Genomic DNA, 15,789 nt, shown 5'->3' on the forward strand with positions numbered 1-15,789 from the left:
GGGATACTGGACGCATGACCGACGGAACAGAACAGGTAATAACGGCCGATTTTGATGTCTCGCAGTGGGAGCCCACGCCCTATCAGGTGGAAGGAACCAACAGCGAACTCTCGACGGTCCGCGCGGTAAAGATATTCGAGGGGGACATTGTGGGGACCAGTGTTGCCGACCTCCTTATGGCTGGAAACGCCGTGGGGGCCGGTTACGTTTGTTCCGAGGTTTTCGCCGGCACGATCGCCGGACGTGAAGGCACCATGGTGATCCAGCACTGGGGCGTTGCTGAGGGTACAGCCACGGCCAGCTCCGGACATATCGTTCCCGGCTCCGGGACTGACGGGCTGGCCGGAATCGCCGGAAAAGCCATTTTCACGCAGGAACCCGACGGCCAGCACCGGCTGGAACTGCGCATTACGCTCCCCGAAGACGTTTAGCCGGTCGCCGGGCGGAACCACCACAGGGCAGCAACCACCGACACCGCGATGACCGCGGCGAAGGCAGCTAGCCAGATCGCGGACGGGACGCCGGTGCGCTGGTACAGGATGAAGGCGTCCGAGCTCTGCAGGGAACGGCGTCGCCGGGTGTGGACGCTGAGCACGTTGAACCAGTCGCGCACCGCACCGGCCAGCAGGGCGAGGCCCGTGCCCAGGGTGACGTATGAGACGGCATTGGGCGAGGCAAACCACACCAGCAGCACTGAAACCGTGGTGCAGCCCAGTGCAATGAGCAGACCCTGGGCATTGCGGATGAACAGCAGGCCCGCCAGCAGAACCAGCGCACCGGCGGACAGGGCAAATCCGGCCCAGCCGTTAAAGGCCGCCCAGACCAGCAGTGCACCCACGACGGCGGGTACGGGATAACCCCAGAACCCGGTCCAGGCCGCGGCGAAGCGGCTGCGGCCCATGCTGCGCATTTGGCCTGAGTGGTCGAACCGGAGCTGGATGCCCTTAACCAGTTGTCCGGTCATCAGTGCGGCGAAGGCATGCCCCAGTTCATGGACAAACGTGACGAAAAGACCGAACCACCGCCACACCGGCCGGGGCACGGTCAGCAGGGCCGCCGCAGCAGCAATGAGCAGCAGGACAGCCAGCGGGAGCTCCAGCGGATCTCCGCGGGAAAAGCCGTCCGCGACCTTCGAAAACCACGTGCTGATGATGGAGCCGGCGGTTCCTGCGTCCACTAAAGATCCAGTTGCCCGCGCAGAATGGAATCACCGGAGTGCGCAGGATCGCCGTCATACGGCTCGTCTGAAATGTCCACGACGGGATACTTGCTGAGGTCAAGATCCTGCGGCAGCACAAAGCGTCCTTCGGTGCCTTCCATGGTTCCAAGGCTCACCATCGACGTCGCGTCCGGGGCGAGCAGCCACACCTCCCGGTAGCCCTGGGCTGCATCACTGCTGGAGGTCACCACAAGTTCCCGCTTGCCGTCCGGAAGCTCGTCCACGACGGCGCGGCCCGTGTCCGAGTACGAGGCCAGCGGGGACAGCTCCACCGAGGCGATTGCAACGGGTTCCGGATTGGAATCAAGCGCTCCCAGTGCGCCCCAGGTTCCTGCGGCCGCCACGACGACGGCGGCTGCCGCGGCTGCCAGCCACGGCCCGGTGCGCCGGCGCCGACGGCGGGCTGCGTCAAGGGAGGCCACTGGCGAAGGCTGTGATGAGGCGGGAGCTGACAGCGGGTCCGGCCTCAGCTCTTCATCCAGATTCAGTTCGCGGTGGATGCTCTCCCACACCGCGGAGTCCGGTGCCTGCAGGGTGAAGACCTGTCCGGTTCCGTCCGTTACTCCGGCGGTTGACGCGTCGTCGTCCTCGTTTGCTGTGCCGGCCAGGCGGGCAGCGGACACCACACGGCGGAAAGAACCCAGATCCGCGCTGCAGCGCGGACAGGCCTCAAGATGGGCACGCTCCTCGTCAGTGGCTTCTTCACCCAGAGCCAGGAGGGTGAGCGCGTCATCGTGCAGGTGCTGCATCACTGACCTCCAATCTTTGCCTCAACTGGACGAGACTTCGGCGTATATGACTCTTAACGGTTCCCAGCGGCATTTCGAGCCGGTCGGCGATCTGCTGGTGGGTCAGATCCGCATGGAAAGCCAGCCGGAGGATGGAACCCTGCGGCTCTCCCAGCCGGTCCAGTTCCGCTTCGATGACCACCTTGTCGGCAACACGGTCGGGGTTTCCGGTTCCGTCGTCGTCCTCCTCCCGGTGCTGGGCGGCAGCCAGTTCCCGCAGGTTCTCTTCGCGTGCCCGCGAGGTGCCCATGCCGGCCGCAACGTTGCGGGCAATGCCAACCAGCCAGGCCACAAGGCTTGACCGCTGAGGGGAGTAGCTGTCCCGGTACTTCCAGGCCCTGATGAAAACTTCCTGCACCACATCATCCGCTGCTGCGGAATCGGAGAGGCGCCGCAGGGCCAGCGAACGGATCAGGGGTGCAAACCGCCGGTAGGCTTCAGCGAGCGCGCTCTGATTGCCGGAAGCGAAGGCTTGGTCGAGGCCTGCGTCCTCCTCCGGGGAACCAAGTGGCATCGGGTGCGGACTCCTGATCTCGGGAAGCCGGTCCTCTGCGGTGCGGCCGTCCGGCCCGCCCCGAGGGTCGGCAGTTTTCCCTATGATACCGGTGCCGCGGTCAAGACCACGTTATCTTCGTAGTCGTCCTCCGCTTCGAGCCATTTGCCGCCGCAGGTGACTAGTTTCAACCGGGGTTCTCCGGTGCGGTCGAACAACCGGTGGCCGTCCAGGCTTCGCTTGGCGATGTTTTCCACCTTCTCGGTGGCGTACCGCTGCACGGAACCGTCCTCGCGGGTAACAGTGACGATGGTGCCGGGGGCAACGTTCTTGAGTCCGGCGATCGGCAGCTGCTCGGTGCGGGAGTCCACGTGCGCTGCGAGCACGCTGGAACCCGCATCTGCTCCCGGTGCGGGACCATACTGATACCAGCCGGCCTGATAGTGGTTGTCGGGAAGAGTCATGGCGCCGTTGTCCTCTACGCCCACGGGAATCACTTCCAGGCTGATTCCGGTTCCCTCGACCTCGACCCGCACCGGCGCCGGGATGCTGACGCTGGGTTCCGGAGTTGCCGGACGGATGGGGATGCTTGACGGCGCAGGAACCGGCGGGGCGGGGCTGGCAGGCTGGGCTGCAGCGGACGTTGAAGGAGAGCTGACAGCCGCCGGGGAATTCTCCGCCGGCTGCTCTGCCGGGCTTCCGCAGGCAGAGGTTCCTGCGGCCAGCGCGGCAAGGAGAGCGGCACTGGCCCAAAATTTGCGGCCGGCGGCGGTGCGGGGCATAGGAAGAACTTCCAATCCAGAAGGTGTAAACGATATGTAGTCGGGGAAAGGCCAGTGAAGGCGGACGCCGGCGGCCGGAGATTGGTCCGGCCGCCGGCTGCGGATCTCAGCCGCCGCCCACCCGGCGTGCCTTGCGGCACGGGGGGATGGACGGAACAGCTAGCTGCGGGCTGCTGATGCGGAGTGCTTGCGGCGTGCCACTGCTGCTGCGCCCACCAGGAGCATCATTGCGACGCCGGCACCTGCGGCCAGAGCGCCGCCGTTGCCCTCATCGGAGGAGGCCAGCGCCCCGGGAACTGCGTTCGGGGCAGATTCCATGCCGTGGATTGTCTGGGTGGCCAGAGCAAGGTTGCCGTCCTCCAGCGAACCCCATGCGTACACGAAGGTGTGGGTGCCTTCGGCCAGCGTCAGATCTGCCGGGCCGATAACGGGATCGGTGGTTCCTGCTGCAGCCACGGATGCGGAGATGGTTCCGGCGTCAACGGTCAGGGACTTCTCATTTGGGTTTTCCAACCCGGTGATCACCGGCGTTCCGTTGGCCAGCACATCCACGGCAGGTGCTGCTGCATCGTGGCGCACGGTCAGGTCCGCCTTACCCGGCTCGACCATGGAGAGGTCGTTAGTGTAGAAGTTTGCCGTCGGCTTACCGGTTGCATCAAGGTTGGCCACGGCGGTGTAGTTACCGCCCGCAGCCATTTCCACCGTCACCGGACCGATAATCGGTGCCGAAGCATCGGCGGCGTCGGGGGCGGTGATGGCCAGGTCGTAGCTGCCGCCGGGCAGGTCAAGCGGTCCGGCAAGGGTGCCCGGGGTGAAGTCGTCGAGGGTCAGTGCACCGTTCACATACACATCCACCGTCGTGTCGGGTATCGCGTGCAGGACCGAGAGCTGAGCAGTGTCTGCTGCTGCGGCCGGGGTCATAAAACCAACTGCGGCAGTCAAACCTGCGGCTGCTGCAAGGGCGGTGACGGTCTTACGCATGATCTCTCCTGGGGGTCGCATCTCCGCCGGCAGCGAAGAAATTTATGTTGCTTACATCTCCTCTACTTCCGGGGCCGGGAGTTTGGATGCAAATTTCTGCAAAGTTTTTTTCCAGGATCCCGGGACTTGCCGGACCCGGCCGGCCACCCCGTGGCTGAGCCCCTGCCGCTGCGTAGTATTATCGTCAGGTCGCCTCCGTAGCTCAGGGGATAGAGCAGGAGCCTTCTAATCTCTTGGTCGCAGGTTCGAATCCTGCCGGGGGCACAGTTTCTGCAGCTGAGAACTTCTGCAGCTGTCTGTCAGTAGTTGAGTCTGTGATGTGTTTTCGTGGTGCCGAAACGGCTCACGGGTCTCCGGTACATTCCGGGAGATCCCGTGAGCGTTTCGGCACCAGTGCTTTAAGCGGTTTGGCCGGCCTGGTTGTGTCCCGGTGTGTTTCCCTCCACATAGCCCCCGTTGGCGGGGACCATCCACAAAAGGGGCGATTGCCGCCCGTTGTTGCATCGTGCGAAGAAGACTTGCCTGAGCGGGCCCGAAGCGGCCGGCCATGACTTCGCAGCGACCCCAGGTGATCTGGTTGTCCGAGCGAAGGATTCGGACCATCCACAGACAGGCAGGGAACAGCATGAGCGACACCATCACACTCCGGGGATACGTTGCCACGGACGTTCGAAGCACCACTGCGGACAGCGGACTCGCGATTGCGGGGTTCCGCATGTGCACCACGGAACGGCGCTATGACAGGGACACCGGAAGTTGGGCTGACGGCCAAACGAACTGGTTCTCCGTTTCCCTCTTCCGCCAGTTGGCCACCAATGCTGCATTCAGCGTTCACAAAGGGGATCGGGTCATCGTCACCGGCCGGCTGAAGGTCCGGCAATGGGTCTCTGAGGATGGTAGGAGCGGAACCTCCGTAGACATTGACGCCGAGAGCGTCGGACATGACCTCATGTGGGGTACGGCCAATTACCGCCGAAATGTTCAGGACCGGGCCGTGGGCGGGGCCGGGGCTGAGGGAAGTGAAGGTTCTGCCGGCGAGGACGGCGAGGACGGCGGTACCGATGACCTTCCCGCAGATCTGGACCTGGACACGGGTGAACTGGTCGGAACCGCGTCCGACGGGATTGAAGGGGACGGATCAGAGAACAATCCACAGGATCCCAACGCGTTGCCGGAGAGCGGATTGTCGGAGGCAGCGTTGTCCAAAACGAAGCGCTGAACGGGAGCTGCAGCGGCGCGTGGGGTGCAGGGGCGTGGCACAATAGGCGAATGATTCGCGTTCACCGCAGCAGCAGGCTCTCCGGGGTTACTCTTTCTCTGCTTTTGATTGGCTCCGCAGGCCTGCTTGCTCCGGCGGCCGTGCCGGCATCGCCTGCGGGATCCCTGCAAAACAGCACCGCTGCCCAGGCGGTGACTCCCATTCAGGGGGCAGCCGTCCAGCCTGACGCGAAAACCCTGCTTCCAATGGCAGCAGAGCGGACCCCGGAAAGCCTGACGAAGGCACTTGAAGCGCTCGCCGCCGAATCTCCCACTCCGGACCGTGCCATGATCCGAAAGGCATTCACGGAGGCCGGGTTCCCCGGTGAATCAGTGGAAGTGTCGCTGGACATTACGCCTACCGGTCTGGCCGTCGATTCCATTCGCGGAGCGGCGGCAGAGGATGGCTCCTGTCTCTTCGGAGAGGTGCGGCAAGGCGAAGTCTCGGTCAGTGTTCTGCCCGTGCTGGACAGCGGGTACTGTTTCGTGGGCGACCAGCGCTAAGCCTCGTCCGGGAGGGGCCGCCGGGCTGCCTGCGGGAAATGAGCCTGTTGGCCGACCGGCTGTCCATAGTTATGCGTCAAAGGCCAAATGGCACTATTCCGGCCTGACCCACTAGCCTTGAACCTATGGCGGAATTTATCTACACGATGACCAAGGCCCGCAAGGCCGTTGGCGACAAAGTTATCCTCGACGACGTAAGCATGTCCTTCTACCCCGGTGCCAAGATCGGCGTGGTGGGTCCCAACGGTGCGGGTAAGTCCACCATCCTCAAAATCATGGCCGGACTGGACACCCCCTCCAACGGTGAAGCACGGCTCAGCGCCGGCTACACCGTGGGCATCCTGCTCCAGGAACCACCCCTGAATGAGGAAAAGACCGTACTCGGCAACGTCCAGGAGGGCGTTGGCGAGATTTATGCCAAGATCCAGCGCTTCAACGAGATCTCCGAGGCAATGGCCGAGCCCGACGCAGACTTCGACAGTCTGCTTGAAGAAATGGGCAAGCTGCAGGAAGCCATTGACGCTGCCGACGCCTGGGACATTGACTCCCAGCTCGAACAGGCCATGGACGCGCTGCGGTGCCCGCCGGCCGATGCCGATGTCACCCTGCTCTCCGGTGGTGAGCGCCGCCGTGTTGCACTGTGCAAGCTGCTGCTGCAGAAGCCGGACCTGCTGCTTCTCGATGAGCCCACTAACCACCTTGACGCTGAGAGCGTGCTGTGGCTTGAGCAGCATCTCTCCGCCTACCACGGCGCCGTCCTGGCCGTGACCCACGACCGGTACTTCCTGGACCACGTGGCCCAGTGGATCGCCGAAGTGGACCGCGGACACCTCTACCCGTACGAGGGCAACTACTCCACCTACCTGGAGAAGAAGCGCGCCCGCCTCGAAGTCCAGGGCAAGAAGGACCAGAAACTGGCCAAGCGCCTCACCGAGGAACTGGACTGGGTCCGTTCCAATGCCAAGGGACGCCAGACCAAGTCCAAGGCCCGTCTGGCCCGGTACGAGGAAATGGCTGCCGAAGCGGACCGCACCCGCAAACTGGACTTCGAAGAAATCCAGATTCCGCCGGGCCCGCGCCTGGGCTCGCTGGTGCTGGAAGCCAAGAACCTGGAAAAGGGTTACGGCGACCGCAAGCTCATCGACGGCCTGTCCTTCTCGCTGCCGCGCAACGGCATCGTCGGCGTGATCGGCCCCAACGGTGTTGGTAAGTCCACGCTGTTCAAGACCATCGTTGGCCTTGAAGAGCTCGACGGCGGTGAGCTCAAGATCGGTGATTCCGTCAAGATTTCCTATGTGGACCAGTCCCGCGGCGGCATCGACCCCGAGAAGAGCCTGTGGGAGGTAGTCTCCGACGGCCATGACTGGATCCAGGTCGGCCAGGTGGAAATGCCTTCCCGTGCCTACGTCTCCGCGTTCGGCTTCAAGGGCCCGGATCAGCAGAAGAAGGCCGGTGTGCTCTCCGGTGGTGAGCGGAACCGCCTGAACCTGGCCATGACCCTGAAGCAGGGAGGAAACCTTCTCCTGCTTGATGAGCCCACTAACGACCTGGACGTGGAAACCCTCTCCAGCCTCGAAAACGCACTGCTGGAATTCCCCGGCTGTGCAGTGGTTGTCTCGCACGACCGGTGGTTCCTGGACCGCGTGTCCACCCACATCCTGGCCTATGAAGGCACCGAGGAGAACCCGGCGAACTGGTACTGGTTCGAGGGTAACTTCGAAGCCTACGAGCAGAACAAGATCGAGCGTCTGGGCCCCGATGCAGCCAAGCCGCACCGCGTGACCCACCGCCGTCTGACCCGCGACTAGTACAGCGGCCAGACAGGCACCGGCGGCAGCCGCCGGAACCAAAGGAACCCGCCCCGTACAAACGGGGCGGGTTCCTTTTTAACCGGGTTCCTTCCAAAGCGCGTTAACGCGGCCAGAACGCGGCCTACGTCAGCGTTACGGCTGTTCCGGAATGCGGATCATGCCTTCCTGCGCGACAGTGGCTACGAGCTCACCGGCCCGGTTGAAAATCCTGCCGCTTGCCAGTCCGCGGGCTCCGGAGGCACTCGGCGATTCCTGGACATAGAGCAGCCAGTCGTCAACCCGCAGCGGGCGGTGCCACCACATGGCGTGGTCCAGGCTGGCCACGGACATGCCTCGGGCGGACCAGGCCAGGCCGTGCCGGCGCAGAACCGACTCCAGCAGCGTGTAGTCGCTGGCGTAGGCCAGGGCCGCACGGTGCAGGTTCTGATCATCGGGCATCGGACCGAAGGTCTTCATCCACACGGCATTGCGGGCCACCTTCTCCGGTCCGGCTTCGAAGTACACGGGCTTTTCCACGTGCCGGATGTCCATCGGCCGCTCGTGGGACCAAGCCTTGGCTACGGGATGGTCAATGCCCTGAAGCAGTTCGGCGGTGGTCGGCAGCGACTCCGGCTCCGGAACTCCGTCCGGCATCTCTACCTGGTGGTCAAGCCCCTCGCCCGGCTCCTGGAATGAGGAGATCATGGACAGGATGGGGGCGCCGTTCTGGTACGCATGCGTCCGCCGGGCCGAGAAGGACCGGCCGTCACGCAGCCGCTGCACACCGAAGGTAATGGGGATATCCGTGTCTCCGGGCCGCAGGAAGTAGCCGTGCATCGAATGCATCAGGCGTCCGGGCTCCACGGTCAGTGCGGCCGCCACGAGCGACTGTCCGAGCACCTGCCCGCCAAACACCCGTTTCCGCGGTTCCTGCTGTGATCGGCCCACAAAGATGTCTTCATCTGTTTGCGCGCCGTCGGCAGGGCTGAGGTTAAGCAGGCTCAGCAGGGAAGCGGTGGGATCGACGGTGTCGGCCATGGGTGGTTGGTCTCCTTGGACAAAAATAAAAATATGCATGGGTGAGAGCTCCGGAAAAATCGCGGAGGCCCCCTTCGAGATTAGACGCACCGTCCGGCCACACCCAAGCCGGAGCAGGAATGCGCAGGTGTCCGCCTCGTTTGAGAGGATGGGGTCATGCCTATGAATCGCTTTCCCATCCAGCTGCGCTTCGGCGACGAGGATTCCAACGGACACGTGAACAACGTGCGTTTTGTCCAGTTCCTGGAAGAGGCACGGGTACGCCTGAGTCTCCTGCCGCTTGGAGAGGAACTTAGCCCGGCCGAACCCGCTGCGACCTTCCGATCAGCAACCTCCCGAACCGGGATGACGCTGGTGGCACATCAGGAAATCGAATACCGAGCCCCCATGGTGTACCGGCAGGAGCCCGTATGGGTTGAGGTCTGGGTGACCGGAGTCGGCGGTTCCAGCCTCACGTACGGCTTCCGCATCGCCGACGACGACGGCACGGTCTACGCCCTCGCTGAATGCACACTGGTGATGGCTGACGCGGAAACCGCCCGTCCCACAGCCCTGTCCGATCTGCAGATCCGGGTGTTGGAGAGCTGGCGCGGGGACCCCGTGCCCTTCCGGAGGAGCAGGCCGGCCAACGCCGGCAACGGGATGTCCGCGTCCGCCGGAGCAAACCGATGACCGGGCCCTCGTCACTGCCGGCGGCCACTGAACTGGTCCTCGCAGACCCCCAGGTCACAGCCGATCTGAGGACATTCGTCGTGCGCGCCAGGGCAGCAGAGGACGGCGCCGTGCGGCTTCAAGCAGTGGGATCCGTGCTGGCTGCCTACGTTTGCGTTCTCCGGCCGCGTGCACTGGGAGAGGACACCCCCACCGTCCTTGGGATGCGGACGATGCCGCTCGCTGCCGAGGCACGGCTTGATACTGCCGTATCCCTGGCCTCAGTCGCGGACCGGCTGGCCCGAATGGGGGAGACCGAGACGGTACTGCCGGTGCCGCCCATGACGGTTACGGAAAGCTGGACCGGTGTCGGGGCGCCGCGCAGCGGATGGGAGCGCAGCGAGGATATTCCGTTCAAAGCGTTGGAACAGGCCGCGCACCGCGGCATCAGGGAAGTTGCTGCACTGGTTCCCGCCAGCTCGGGAGCGCCGGTGGTCCAGACTGCACGCGGTGCGGTCTGGGGACAGCAGTTGCCGGACGTTTCCGCGCCCGTCCCGGCCGGTGCGGCGTTTGCTGCGCTGACGCTGGGCTTCTTACCGGCCGGATCGGACGGGGCCGCAGCGGTGTTCCGCTGCGGCCGCTGGATCCGGCTGAGCATGCCCCGGGGCCACGTGCTGATCCGATCGGCAGCGGTCCTGTCCTGAGTACGGCTGAACGCGCCTGCCCTAAGCGGAATTGACCATCGAGTGTGCGGCGCGCTCCAGGTAATCCCACAGTGTTGCTTCGTGCAGCGGGGAGAGGTCCAAGGCGTCGACGGCGTCGCGCATGTGCTTTAGCCACGCGTCGCGGGCCTGGGGAGTGACGGTAAAGGGCATGTGCCTCATCCGCAGCCGGGGATGTCCGCGCTGCTCCGAGTAGGTCTTCGGCCCGCCCCAATACTGCTCCAGGAATCCCCGCAGACGCTCTTTGGCTGCGGTCAGGTCTTCTTCGGGGTACATCGGCCGCATCAGCGGGTCCTCGGCAACACCGTCATAGAAGACGTCAACCAGTTTGACGAAGGTTGGATGTCCGCCCACTGCCTCGTAGAAGTTCTCCGTGTAGCCAGGCTGCGTAAAGGCAGGCTGTACGGACAGCGGCATGGAAGGACGGTTCTCTGACGGTGTGCTCACAGGTTTTTCCCCTTGGTCGAATCGGCAGGTGCGGCCGGCGCCGCGGCAGGCGCAGCTTCGGCGGGAGCCGCGGCATCGTTGCCCGCGGCAATGTTTCCGGAAGCAACGTTGCCTGCGGGGCCCTCTTCGGGAACCTCCTGGGGCTCACGGTAATTCCCCTGCGAGCGGTTGCCCACCTTGGCCAGCTCGCCGTTGCGGATATACCAGATCACGCCGCGGTCATCGACCATGCGGGTGATGCGGATGCCCACTGACTGCACGGTACCGGTGGTGTCGCCCACTTCAATCACATCGCCGATGCCGTACTGGTCCTCGATGGTAATGAAGAATCCGGCCAGGGCATCGCGGATCAGCTCGCGGGCACCAAAACCGAGGGTGATGCCGACAATTCCGACGCTGGCAATCAAGGGGGCAACGTCGATGCCGACGGCCTTGAGCACCATGATGATCACGGTGGTCCAAATGAACAGGCTCACGGCGCTGCGCAGCAGTGCGCCGATGGTGTCTGCACGCTGGGCGCGGCGTTTCCTGTCCAGGGTGCGCATGACGGGCTGGGCCCATTTCAGCTTCGATGAGCTGAAGAGCGCATACCCCTTCTGTGCGCGCTGGACGACGCGGTTGATCAGGAACCGTGCTGCCGTCCAAAGCAGCAGCCCGGTCAGGATAATGAACCCGGCCTGGATCAGCCCGGACCAGTCAAAGTCCTCAATGGGGACGGATGGGGTGTCGATTTCGGCGGCGGTCAGCAACGGACGGGTACCGTCCCTTTCGTGTGATGGAGCTTCTCTGCCGTGTTGGCAACCAAGCTGCGGGCACAAACAAGGCTACCGGGATAGGCTCCCAACATGCGCATCCTTATTCTTGGTGGAACCCGATTCCTGTCCCGCGAAGTTGCCCGGCAGGCCGTTGCCCGCGGTCATGATGTGACCTGTCTGGCCCGGGGAGAATCCGGGCCGCCCGTCACCGGTGCGGACTTTGTTCGAGCGGATCGGGACGCAGGCGCGTCCGCCTATGAGGTGCTCGACGGCGTTTGGGACGCAGTGATCGACGTCGCCCGCAAGCCGCAGCAGGTTCAGGAAGCCCTGGCCGCACTGTCAGGACGCAGCAGCCACTGGTCGCTGGTGTCCACCGCCTCGGTGTACGCCTCCAACGACACCCCGGGAGAAGACGAGAATGCCGCACTTGTTCCAGCGTTGAAACCCGTCGACGGAGTGTTTCCGGACCCCGCCGACAATGAATACGGTGCCGGCAAGGTTGCCTGCGAAGAACTGGTGTGGGACTTGGGTCCGGGGAACGTGCTGGTGACAAGACCCGGTCTGATCGCCGGTCCCGAGGATGAAAGCGACCGGTTTGGCTACTGGCCCGCACGGGTGGCCCAGGAACGCAGCCCGGTCCTGATCCCCGACATGGCCGAGACCATGACACAAACCATTGACGTCCGCGACCTGGCGCTGTGGCTGGTGACGGGAGCTGAGGACAACCGGACCGGCACGTACAACACGATGGGGCCCTCCGTTCCCTTCGGAGAACTTCTGACGCTGTCCACGGCTGCGGCGGGCTACCACGGAAGCTTCCGCACAGCGGATCCGCAGTGGCTGCATGAGCAGGGAGTGGCCTATTGGGCCGGAAACGAGTCCCTGCCGTTGTGGATGCCGGAAGGCTACGAAGGCTTCTCCACCCGCTCGAATGCTGCTGCCGTGGCCGCCGGGCTTGAGTTGAGGCCCGTTGAACACACCGTCCGCGATGTCCTCACCGATGAGGAAGCCAGGGGACTGCACCGGGAGCGTAAATCCGGGCTGTCTGCTGCCCGCGAAACGTCCCTGCTGGCCGCTTTGGATGAATTGGGCTCCACCGGCCTGTAGCAAGGCCGGCAGTAGCAGTCAGGCCAGCAGTAGCAGGCGGTGCAGTATCAGGCAGTGCGGTTCAGGTGGTGACGGCGGTCTCGGGCTCGTGCAGCACCGGGAAATTCACGCTCCGGGCGATGAAACATAGCCGGTTGGCCTCCGCGTGCAGCTCTTGGGCGGCATGAGCCGAGTCGCCCACGGCAACGGTGACCCGGGGACGGAGCACGGCACCGGTGAACTCACCGCTTCCGTCGCGGTTCAGGCGCAGGGTGCCCTCGGCGTCGTCGGTATAGGCCACCACGGTGATGCCGTGCTTCACCGCAACGTGCAGGTAGGAAAGCATGTGGCACTGAGAGAGCGCCGTGAGCAGCAGCTGTTCAGGGTTCCACCGGTCCCGGTCGCCGTGGAAGGTGGGGTCTGCGGTGCCGGCCAGATCCGGCAGACCGGAGGCGCGGATGATGTGGTCGCGGCCGTAGCCGCGGTAAGTGGAGGTGCCGCTGCCCCGGTTTCCCGTCCACTCAAGGGAGACGGTGTACCGGTGTTCGGAAAGGTTCATGGTTCCTGGCATCCCGTTTCTGGTGTGGCTCGTTGAAATTGACGACACGACGACGGCGGTGTCCCGGGTTTCGCCGGGACACCGCCGTTGTGTTAGCTGGCCGGTCGGGTATTACCTGTCCGCAGCCTGGGCCTTCAGGGCACGGACCACGCCGTCACGGCTTTCCAGGATGAGCCGGCGCAGCGAGGGAGCCTCGTCGCCCAGAGACTCCAGGAACGCGTCCGTTGCGTCAACAGTGGCCTGAGTCGTCAGCCGGGACGGGTACAGTCCCGTGACGATCTGCTGGGCAATTTCATGGGTCCGGGTATTCCAGACCTCACGAACCGACGAGAAGTACTTCTCCGCGTAGGGTTCCAGCAGCGCTGAGTCGTGCACGCGGCTGAAGCCGACAATCGCCGAACGCTGGGCGGCGTTGGGCATATCGGTGCGCTCCACAATGGCTTCCCATGCTGCAGCCTTTGCTTCAGCGGTGGGGATTGCGGCACGGGCCATGGCGGCAGCGAGCTGGCCGGTGGCGGTGGCGTCCTTCTCGGCCTCCGCTGCGATGTCCGCTTCGCCCAGGCGGCCGCCGGCCACCAGGCCGGTGAGCAGTTCCCAGCGCAGGTCGGCATCAATCTGCAGGCCCTCCAGCGTCCGGTCCCCGGAAAGCAGTCCGGCCAGCGTGTCCAGGTGCTCATCCGTCACCGCGTGTCCGGCAAAGGACTTCACGAACTGCAGCTGGGAATCCGAACCGGGTGCTGCCGCGGCCGCCAGCTCCCACAGGCTGTCCGCCGCGGCGGCCGTCATGGCCTCCTGGTCTGCCGGCGCCACGTAGAAGGCCAGGGTGGTGGCGAGCTGGCGCAGCAGCACCTGGACCACCGAAGAGTCGGACTCGGAGCCGATGTTCTGCAGCACCAGTTCCACGTAGTTGCGGGCCGGGATCTCGCCGTCGCGCGCAGCGTCCCAGGCTGAGGCCCACACCAAAGTGCGGGGCAGCGACTCCGCAATGTCCCGCAGGCGCCGGACGGCGGTGTGCTCGGACTTCGGATCCAGGCGGATCTTCGCGTAGGCCAGGTCATCGTCGTTCAGCAGCAGAAGGTCCGGACGCTGCCGTCCCACGAGTTCGGCAACGTCGGTGCGTTCGCCGTCGACATCCAGCTCCACCCGGTGGGTGCGGTGCAGCTTTCCGTCCTCGCCGCTGTCGTAGAAACCAATGGCGAGCCGGTGCGGGCGCAGCGTCGGGTACTCGGCCACGGCGCTCTGGAGAACCGCGAACGAGGTGATCACGCCGTCGTCGTCCACTTCCAGCTCGGGACGCAGGGTGTTGACGCCCGCGGTCTCGAGCCACAGCTCGGACCAGCCCTTCAGGTCGCGGCCGCTGGCAGCTTCCAGCTCCGAGAGCAGGTCCTTGAGCTCGGTGTTGCCCCACGCGTGCTTGCCGAAGTACTGGCGGACACCGGCCATGAACTGGTCCTGGCCAACCCAGGCGACCAGCTGCTTGAGCACGGAGGCGCCCTTCGCATAGGTGATGCCGTCGAAGTTCACCTGCACGTCTTCGAGGTCGCGGATCTCGGCAACGATCGGGTGGGTGGTGGGCAGCTGGTCCTGGCGGTAGGCCCAGGCCTTCTCCATGGACGCAAACGTGGTCCAGGACTGCTTGAACTCAGTGGCGTCGGCGGCAGCGAGGGTGGACATGAATTCAGCAAAGGACTCGTTCAGCCACAGGTCGTTCCACCAGCGCATGGTGACCAGGTCGCCGAACCACATGTGCGCCAGTTCGTGCAGGATGGTGATGGCACGGCGCTCCACCGTGGCATCGGGCACCCGGGAGCGGAAGACATAGCTTTCCAGGAAGGTAACGGCTCCGGCGTTCTCCATGGCTCCGGCGTTGAATTCCGGGACGAACAGCTGGTCATACTTCTCAAACGGGTACGGCGTGCCGAACTGCGCTTCGTAGAACTCGAAGCCCTGCCGGGTCAGCTTGAAAACATTCTCCGCGTCGAGGTGCTGCATGAGGGACTTGCGGGCAAACACACCCAGCGGAATGACCCGGCCGTCGGAGCTCGTGAGTTCACTGCGCACTGACTGGTACGGTCCGGCGATCAGCGCAGTGATGTACGAGGAAATGCGGGGGGTCGGTTCAAAGGACCACGTGGCGTTCTTGCCGCCTTCTTCCAGCGAACCCGCGGGCACCGGTTCCGGGGTGGGGGAGTTGGAGATGACATCCCAGTGCGAGGGCGCCGTGACGGTGAAGCGGAACGTGGCCTTCAGGTCAGGCTGTTCAAAGACGGTGAACATCCGGCGGGAATCCGGGACCTCAAACTGGGAGTAGAGGTACACCTCGTTGTCCACCGGGTCCACGAAGCGGTGCAGTCCTTCGCCCGTGTTCATGTAAAAGGCGTCGGCTTCCACCACGAGTTCATTGGTGGCGGCAAGGTTCGGCAGCTGGATGCGGACGCCGTCGGACACCTCGGCGGGGTCCAGATCAACGCCGTTCAGGGTGACACGGCTGACGGCGGCGGTCACCGCATCGATAAACGTGGAGGCGCCCTGCCGCGCGGAGAACCGAACCACGGTGGTGCTGCCGAAGACCTCGTCCCCGCGGGTGAGGTCCAGGTTCACGTCATAGGAATCGACGCTGATCAGTTCTGCTCGTTCACGGGCTTCTGAGCGCGTGAGATTCATACCTGGCAAGGTGTTGCCTTTCCAATATGTGCGAAGTGGAGTCCGCCGTCGCC

The 15,789-nt window shown here is 64.4% G+C and carries 17 protein-coding genes and 1 tRNA gene; 8 read left to right on the forward strand and 10 right to left on the reverse strand.

The genetic code is table 11. The features are described from left to right. Positions 1-14: 14 nt before the first annotated feature. Complete coding sequence (locus CXR00_RS07325; protein ID WP_104053887.1) at positions 15-431, forward strand: DUF3224 domain-containing protein; 417 nt, start codon at positions 15-17, stop codon at positions 429-431. Here CXR00_RS07325 and CXR00_RS07330 read toward each other — a convergent pair. The 5 genes from CXR00_RS07330 to CXR00_RS07350 all read right to left on the reverse strand — a co-directional run bounded on the left by CXR00_RS07330 (position 428) and on the right by CXR00_RS07350 (position 4,263). Beyond that, positions 428-1,177, reverse strand: coding sequence for a M50 family metallopeptidase (locus CXR00_RS07330; protein ID WP_258060313.1), 750 nt, complete (start codon positions 1,175-1,177; stop codon positions 428-430). The two genes, CXR00_RS07325 and CXR00_RS07330, sit on opposite strands and share 4 nt — an antisense overlap. Further along, a complete protein-coding gene (locus CXR00_RS07335) occupies positions 1,177-1,968 on the reverse strand; it encodes an anti-sigma factor (protein WP_104053888.1) in 792 nt (263 codons plus the stop codon). The genes CXR00_RS07330 and CXR00_RS07335 overlap by 1 nt, the downstream gene beginning before the upstream one ends. Beyond that, positions 1,949-2,521: an RNA polymerase sigma factor gene (locus tag CXR00_RS07340; protein ID WP_104053889.1), complete on the reverse strand. Its 573-nt coding sequence runs from the start codon at positions 2,519-2,521 to the stop codon at positions 1,949-1,951. The genes CXR00_RS07335 and CXR00_RS07340 overlap by 20 nt, the downstream gene beginning before the upstream one ends. Before the next feature lie 80 nt (positions 2,522-2,601). After that, the gene (locus tag CXR00_RS07345) at positions 2,602-3,282 is read right to left on the reverse strand and encodes a class F sortase (protein WP_104053890.1); all 681 of its coding nucleotides are present in this window, start codon (positions 3,280-3,282) and stop codon (positions 2,602-2,604) included. A 159-nt stretch (positions 3,283-3,441) separates the two neighbouring features. After that, positions 3,442-4,263 carry a DUF4397 domain-containing protein gene (locus CXR00_RS07350; RefSeq protein ID WP_104053891.1) on the reverse strand — a complete coding sequence of 274 codons (822 nt, stop codon included), beginning with the start codon at positions 4,261-4,263 and terminating at the stop codon, positions 3,442-3,444. Between the two features lie 191 nt (positions 4,264-4,454). Between CXR00_RS07350 and CXR00_RS07355 the strand changes: the two genes are divergently transcribed. From CXR00_RS07355 to ettA, 4 genes are all read left to right on the forward strand, one after another. Next, positions 4,455-4,527: transfer RNA gene (locus CXR00_RS07355), tRNA-Arg, on the forward strand. Positions 4,528-4,888: 361 nt separating this feature from the next. Then, positions 4,889-5,482, forward strand: coding sequence for a single-stranded DNA-binding protein (locus CXR00_RS07360; protein ID WP_104053892.1), 594 nt, complete (start codon positions 4,889-4,891; stop codon positions 5,480-5,482). 50 nt (positions 5,483-5,532) lie between these two features. Further along, on the forward strand, positions 5,533-6,024 hold the full coding sequence (locus tag CXR00_RS18505) for a hypothetical protein (protein WP_258060314.1): 492 nt from the start codon (positions 5,533-5,535) through the stop codon (positions 6,022-6,024). 125 nt (positions 6,025-6,149) lie between these two features. Further along, complete coding sequence (gene ettA / locus CXR00_RS07370; RefSeq protein ID WP_104053893.1) at positions 6,150-7,832, forward strand: energy-dependent translational throttle protein EttA; 1,683 nt, start codon at positions 6,150-6,152, stop codon at positions 7,830-7,832. Positions 7,833-7,967: 135 nt separating this feature from the next. Here the strand turns inward: ettA and CXR00_RS07375 are convergent, their stop codons facing one another. After that, positions 7,968-8,852: an acyl-CoA thioesterase II gene (locus CXR00_RS07375; RefSeq protein ID WP_104053894.1), complete on the reverse strand. Its 885-nt coding sequence runs from the start codon at positions 8,850-8,852 to the stop codon at positions 7,968-7,970. A 156-nt stretch (positions 8,853-9,008) separates the two neighbouring features. Here CXR00_RS07375 and CXR00_RS07380 point away from each other — a divergent pair, with 156 nt between their 5' ends. Both CXR00_RS07380 and CXR00_RS07385 read left to right on the forward strand, forming a co-directional pair. Then, the gene (locus tag CXR00_RS07380; protein WP_104053895.1) at positions 9,009-9,524 is read left to right on the forward strand and encodes a thioesterase family protein; all 516 of its coding nucleotides are present in this window, start codon (positions 9,009-9,011) and stop codon (positions 9,522-9,524) included. Further along, positions 9,521-10,207, forward strand: a complete 687-nt coding sequence (locus CXR00_RS07385) for a hypothetical protein (RefSeq protein ID WP_104053896.1) — start codon at positions 9,521-9,523, stop codon at positions 10,205-10,207. Before CXR00_RS07380 ends, CXR00_RS07385 begins: the two co-directional genes overlap by 4 nt. Before the next feature lie 21 nt (positions 10,208-10,228). On the opposite strand, the gene CXR00_RS07390 is transcribed toward CXR00_RS07385, so the two are convergent. Together CXR00_RS07390 and CXR00_RS07395 are read right to left on the reverse strand one after the other, a co-directional pair. Further along, entirely contained in the window at positions 10,229-10,642 is a 414-nt protein-coding gene (locus CXR00_RS07390) for a globin (protein ID WP_104054782.1), read from the reverse strand. Positions 10,643-10,668: 26 nt separating this feature from the next. Then, positions 10,669-11,421, reverse strand: a complete 753-nt coding sequence (locus CXR00_RS07395) for a mechanosensitive ion channel family protein (protein ID WP_258060315.1) — start codon at positions 11,419-11,421, stop codon at positions 10,669-10,671. Between the two features lie 96 nt (positions 11,422-11,517). Between CXR00_RS07395 and CXR00_RS07400 the strand changes: the two genes are divergently transcribed. Then, positions 11,518-12,534 (forward strand): NAD-dependent epimerase/dehydratase family protein, encoded by a 1,017-nt coding sequence (locus tag CXR00_RS07400; RefSeq protein WP_104053897.1) that lies wholly within the window; start codon positions 11,518-11,520, stop codon positions 12,532-12,534. Positions 12,535-12,595: 61 nt separating this feature from the next. Here the strand turns inward: CXR00_RS07400 and CXR00_RS07405 are convergent, their stop codons facing one another. Next, on the reverse strand, positions 12,596-13,072 hold the full coding sequence (locus CXR00_RS07405) for an OsmC family protein (RefSeq protein WP_104053898.1): 477 nt from the start codon (positions 13,070-13,072) through the stop codon (positions 12,596-12,598). A 111-nt stretch (positions 13,073-13,183) separates the two neighbouring features. Continuing rightward, a complete protein-coding gene (gene pepN, locus CXR00_RS07410) occupies positions 13,184-15,736 on the reverse strand; it encodes an aminopeptidase N (RefSeq protein ID WP_104053899.1) in 2,553 nt (850 codons plus the stop codon). Positions 15,737-15,789: the final 53 nt, after the last annotated feature.

Source organism: Arthrobacter sp. 9E16, assembly GCF_002929435.1.
In the GTDB taxonomy this organism is placed as follows: domain Bacteria; phylum Actinomycetota; class Actinomycetes; order Actinomycetales; family Micrococcaceae; genus Arthrobacter_B; species Arthrobacter_B sunyaminii.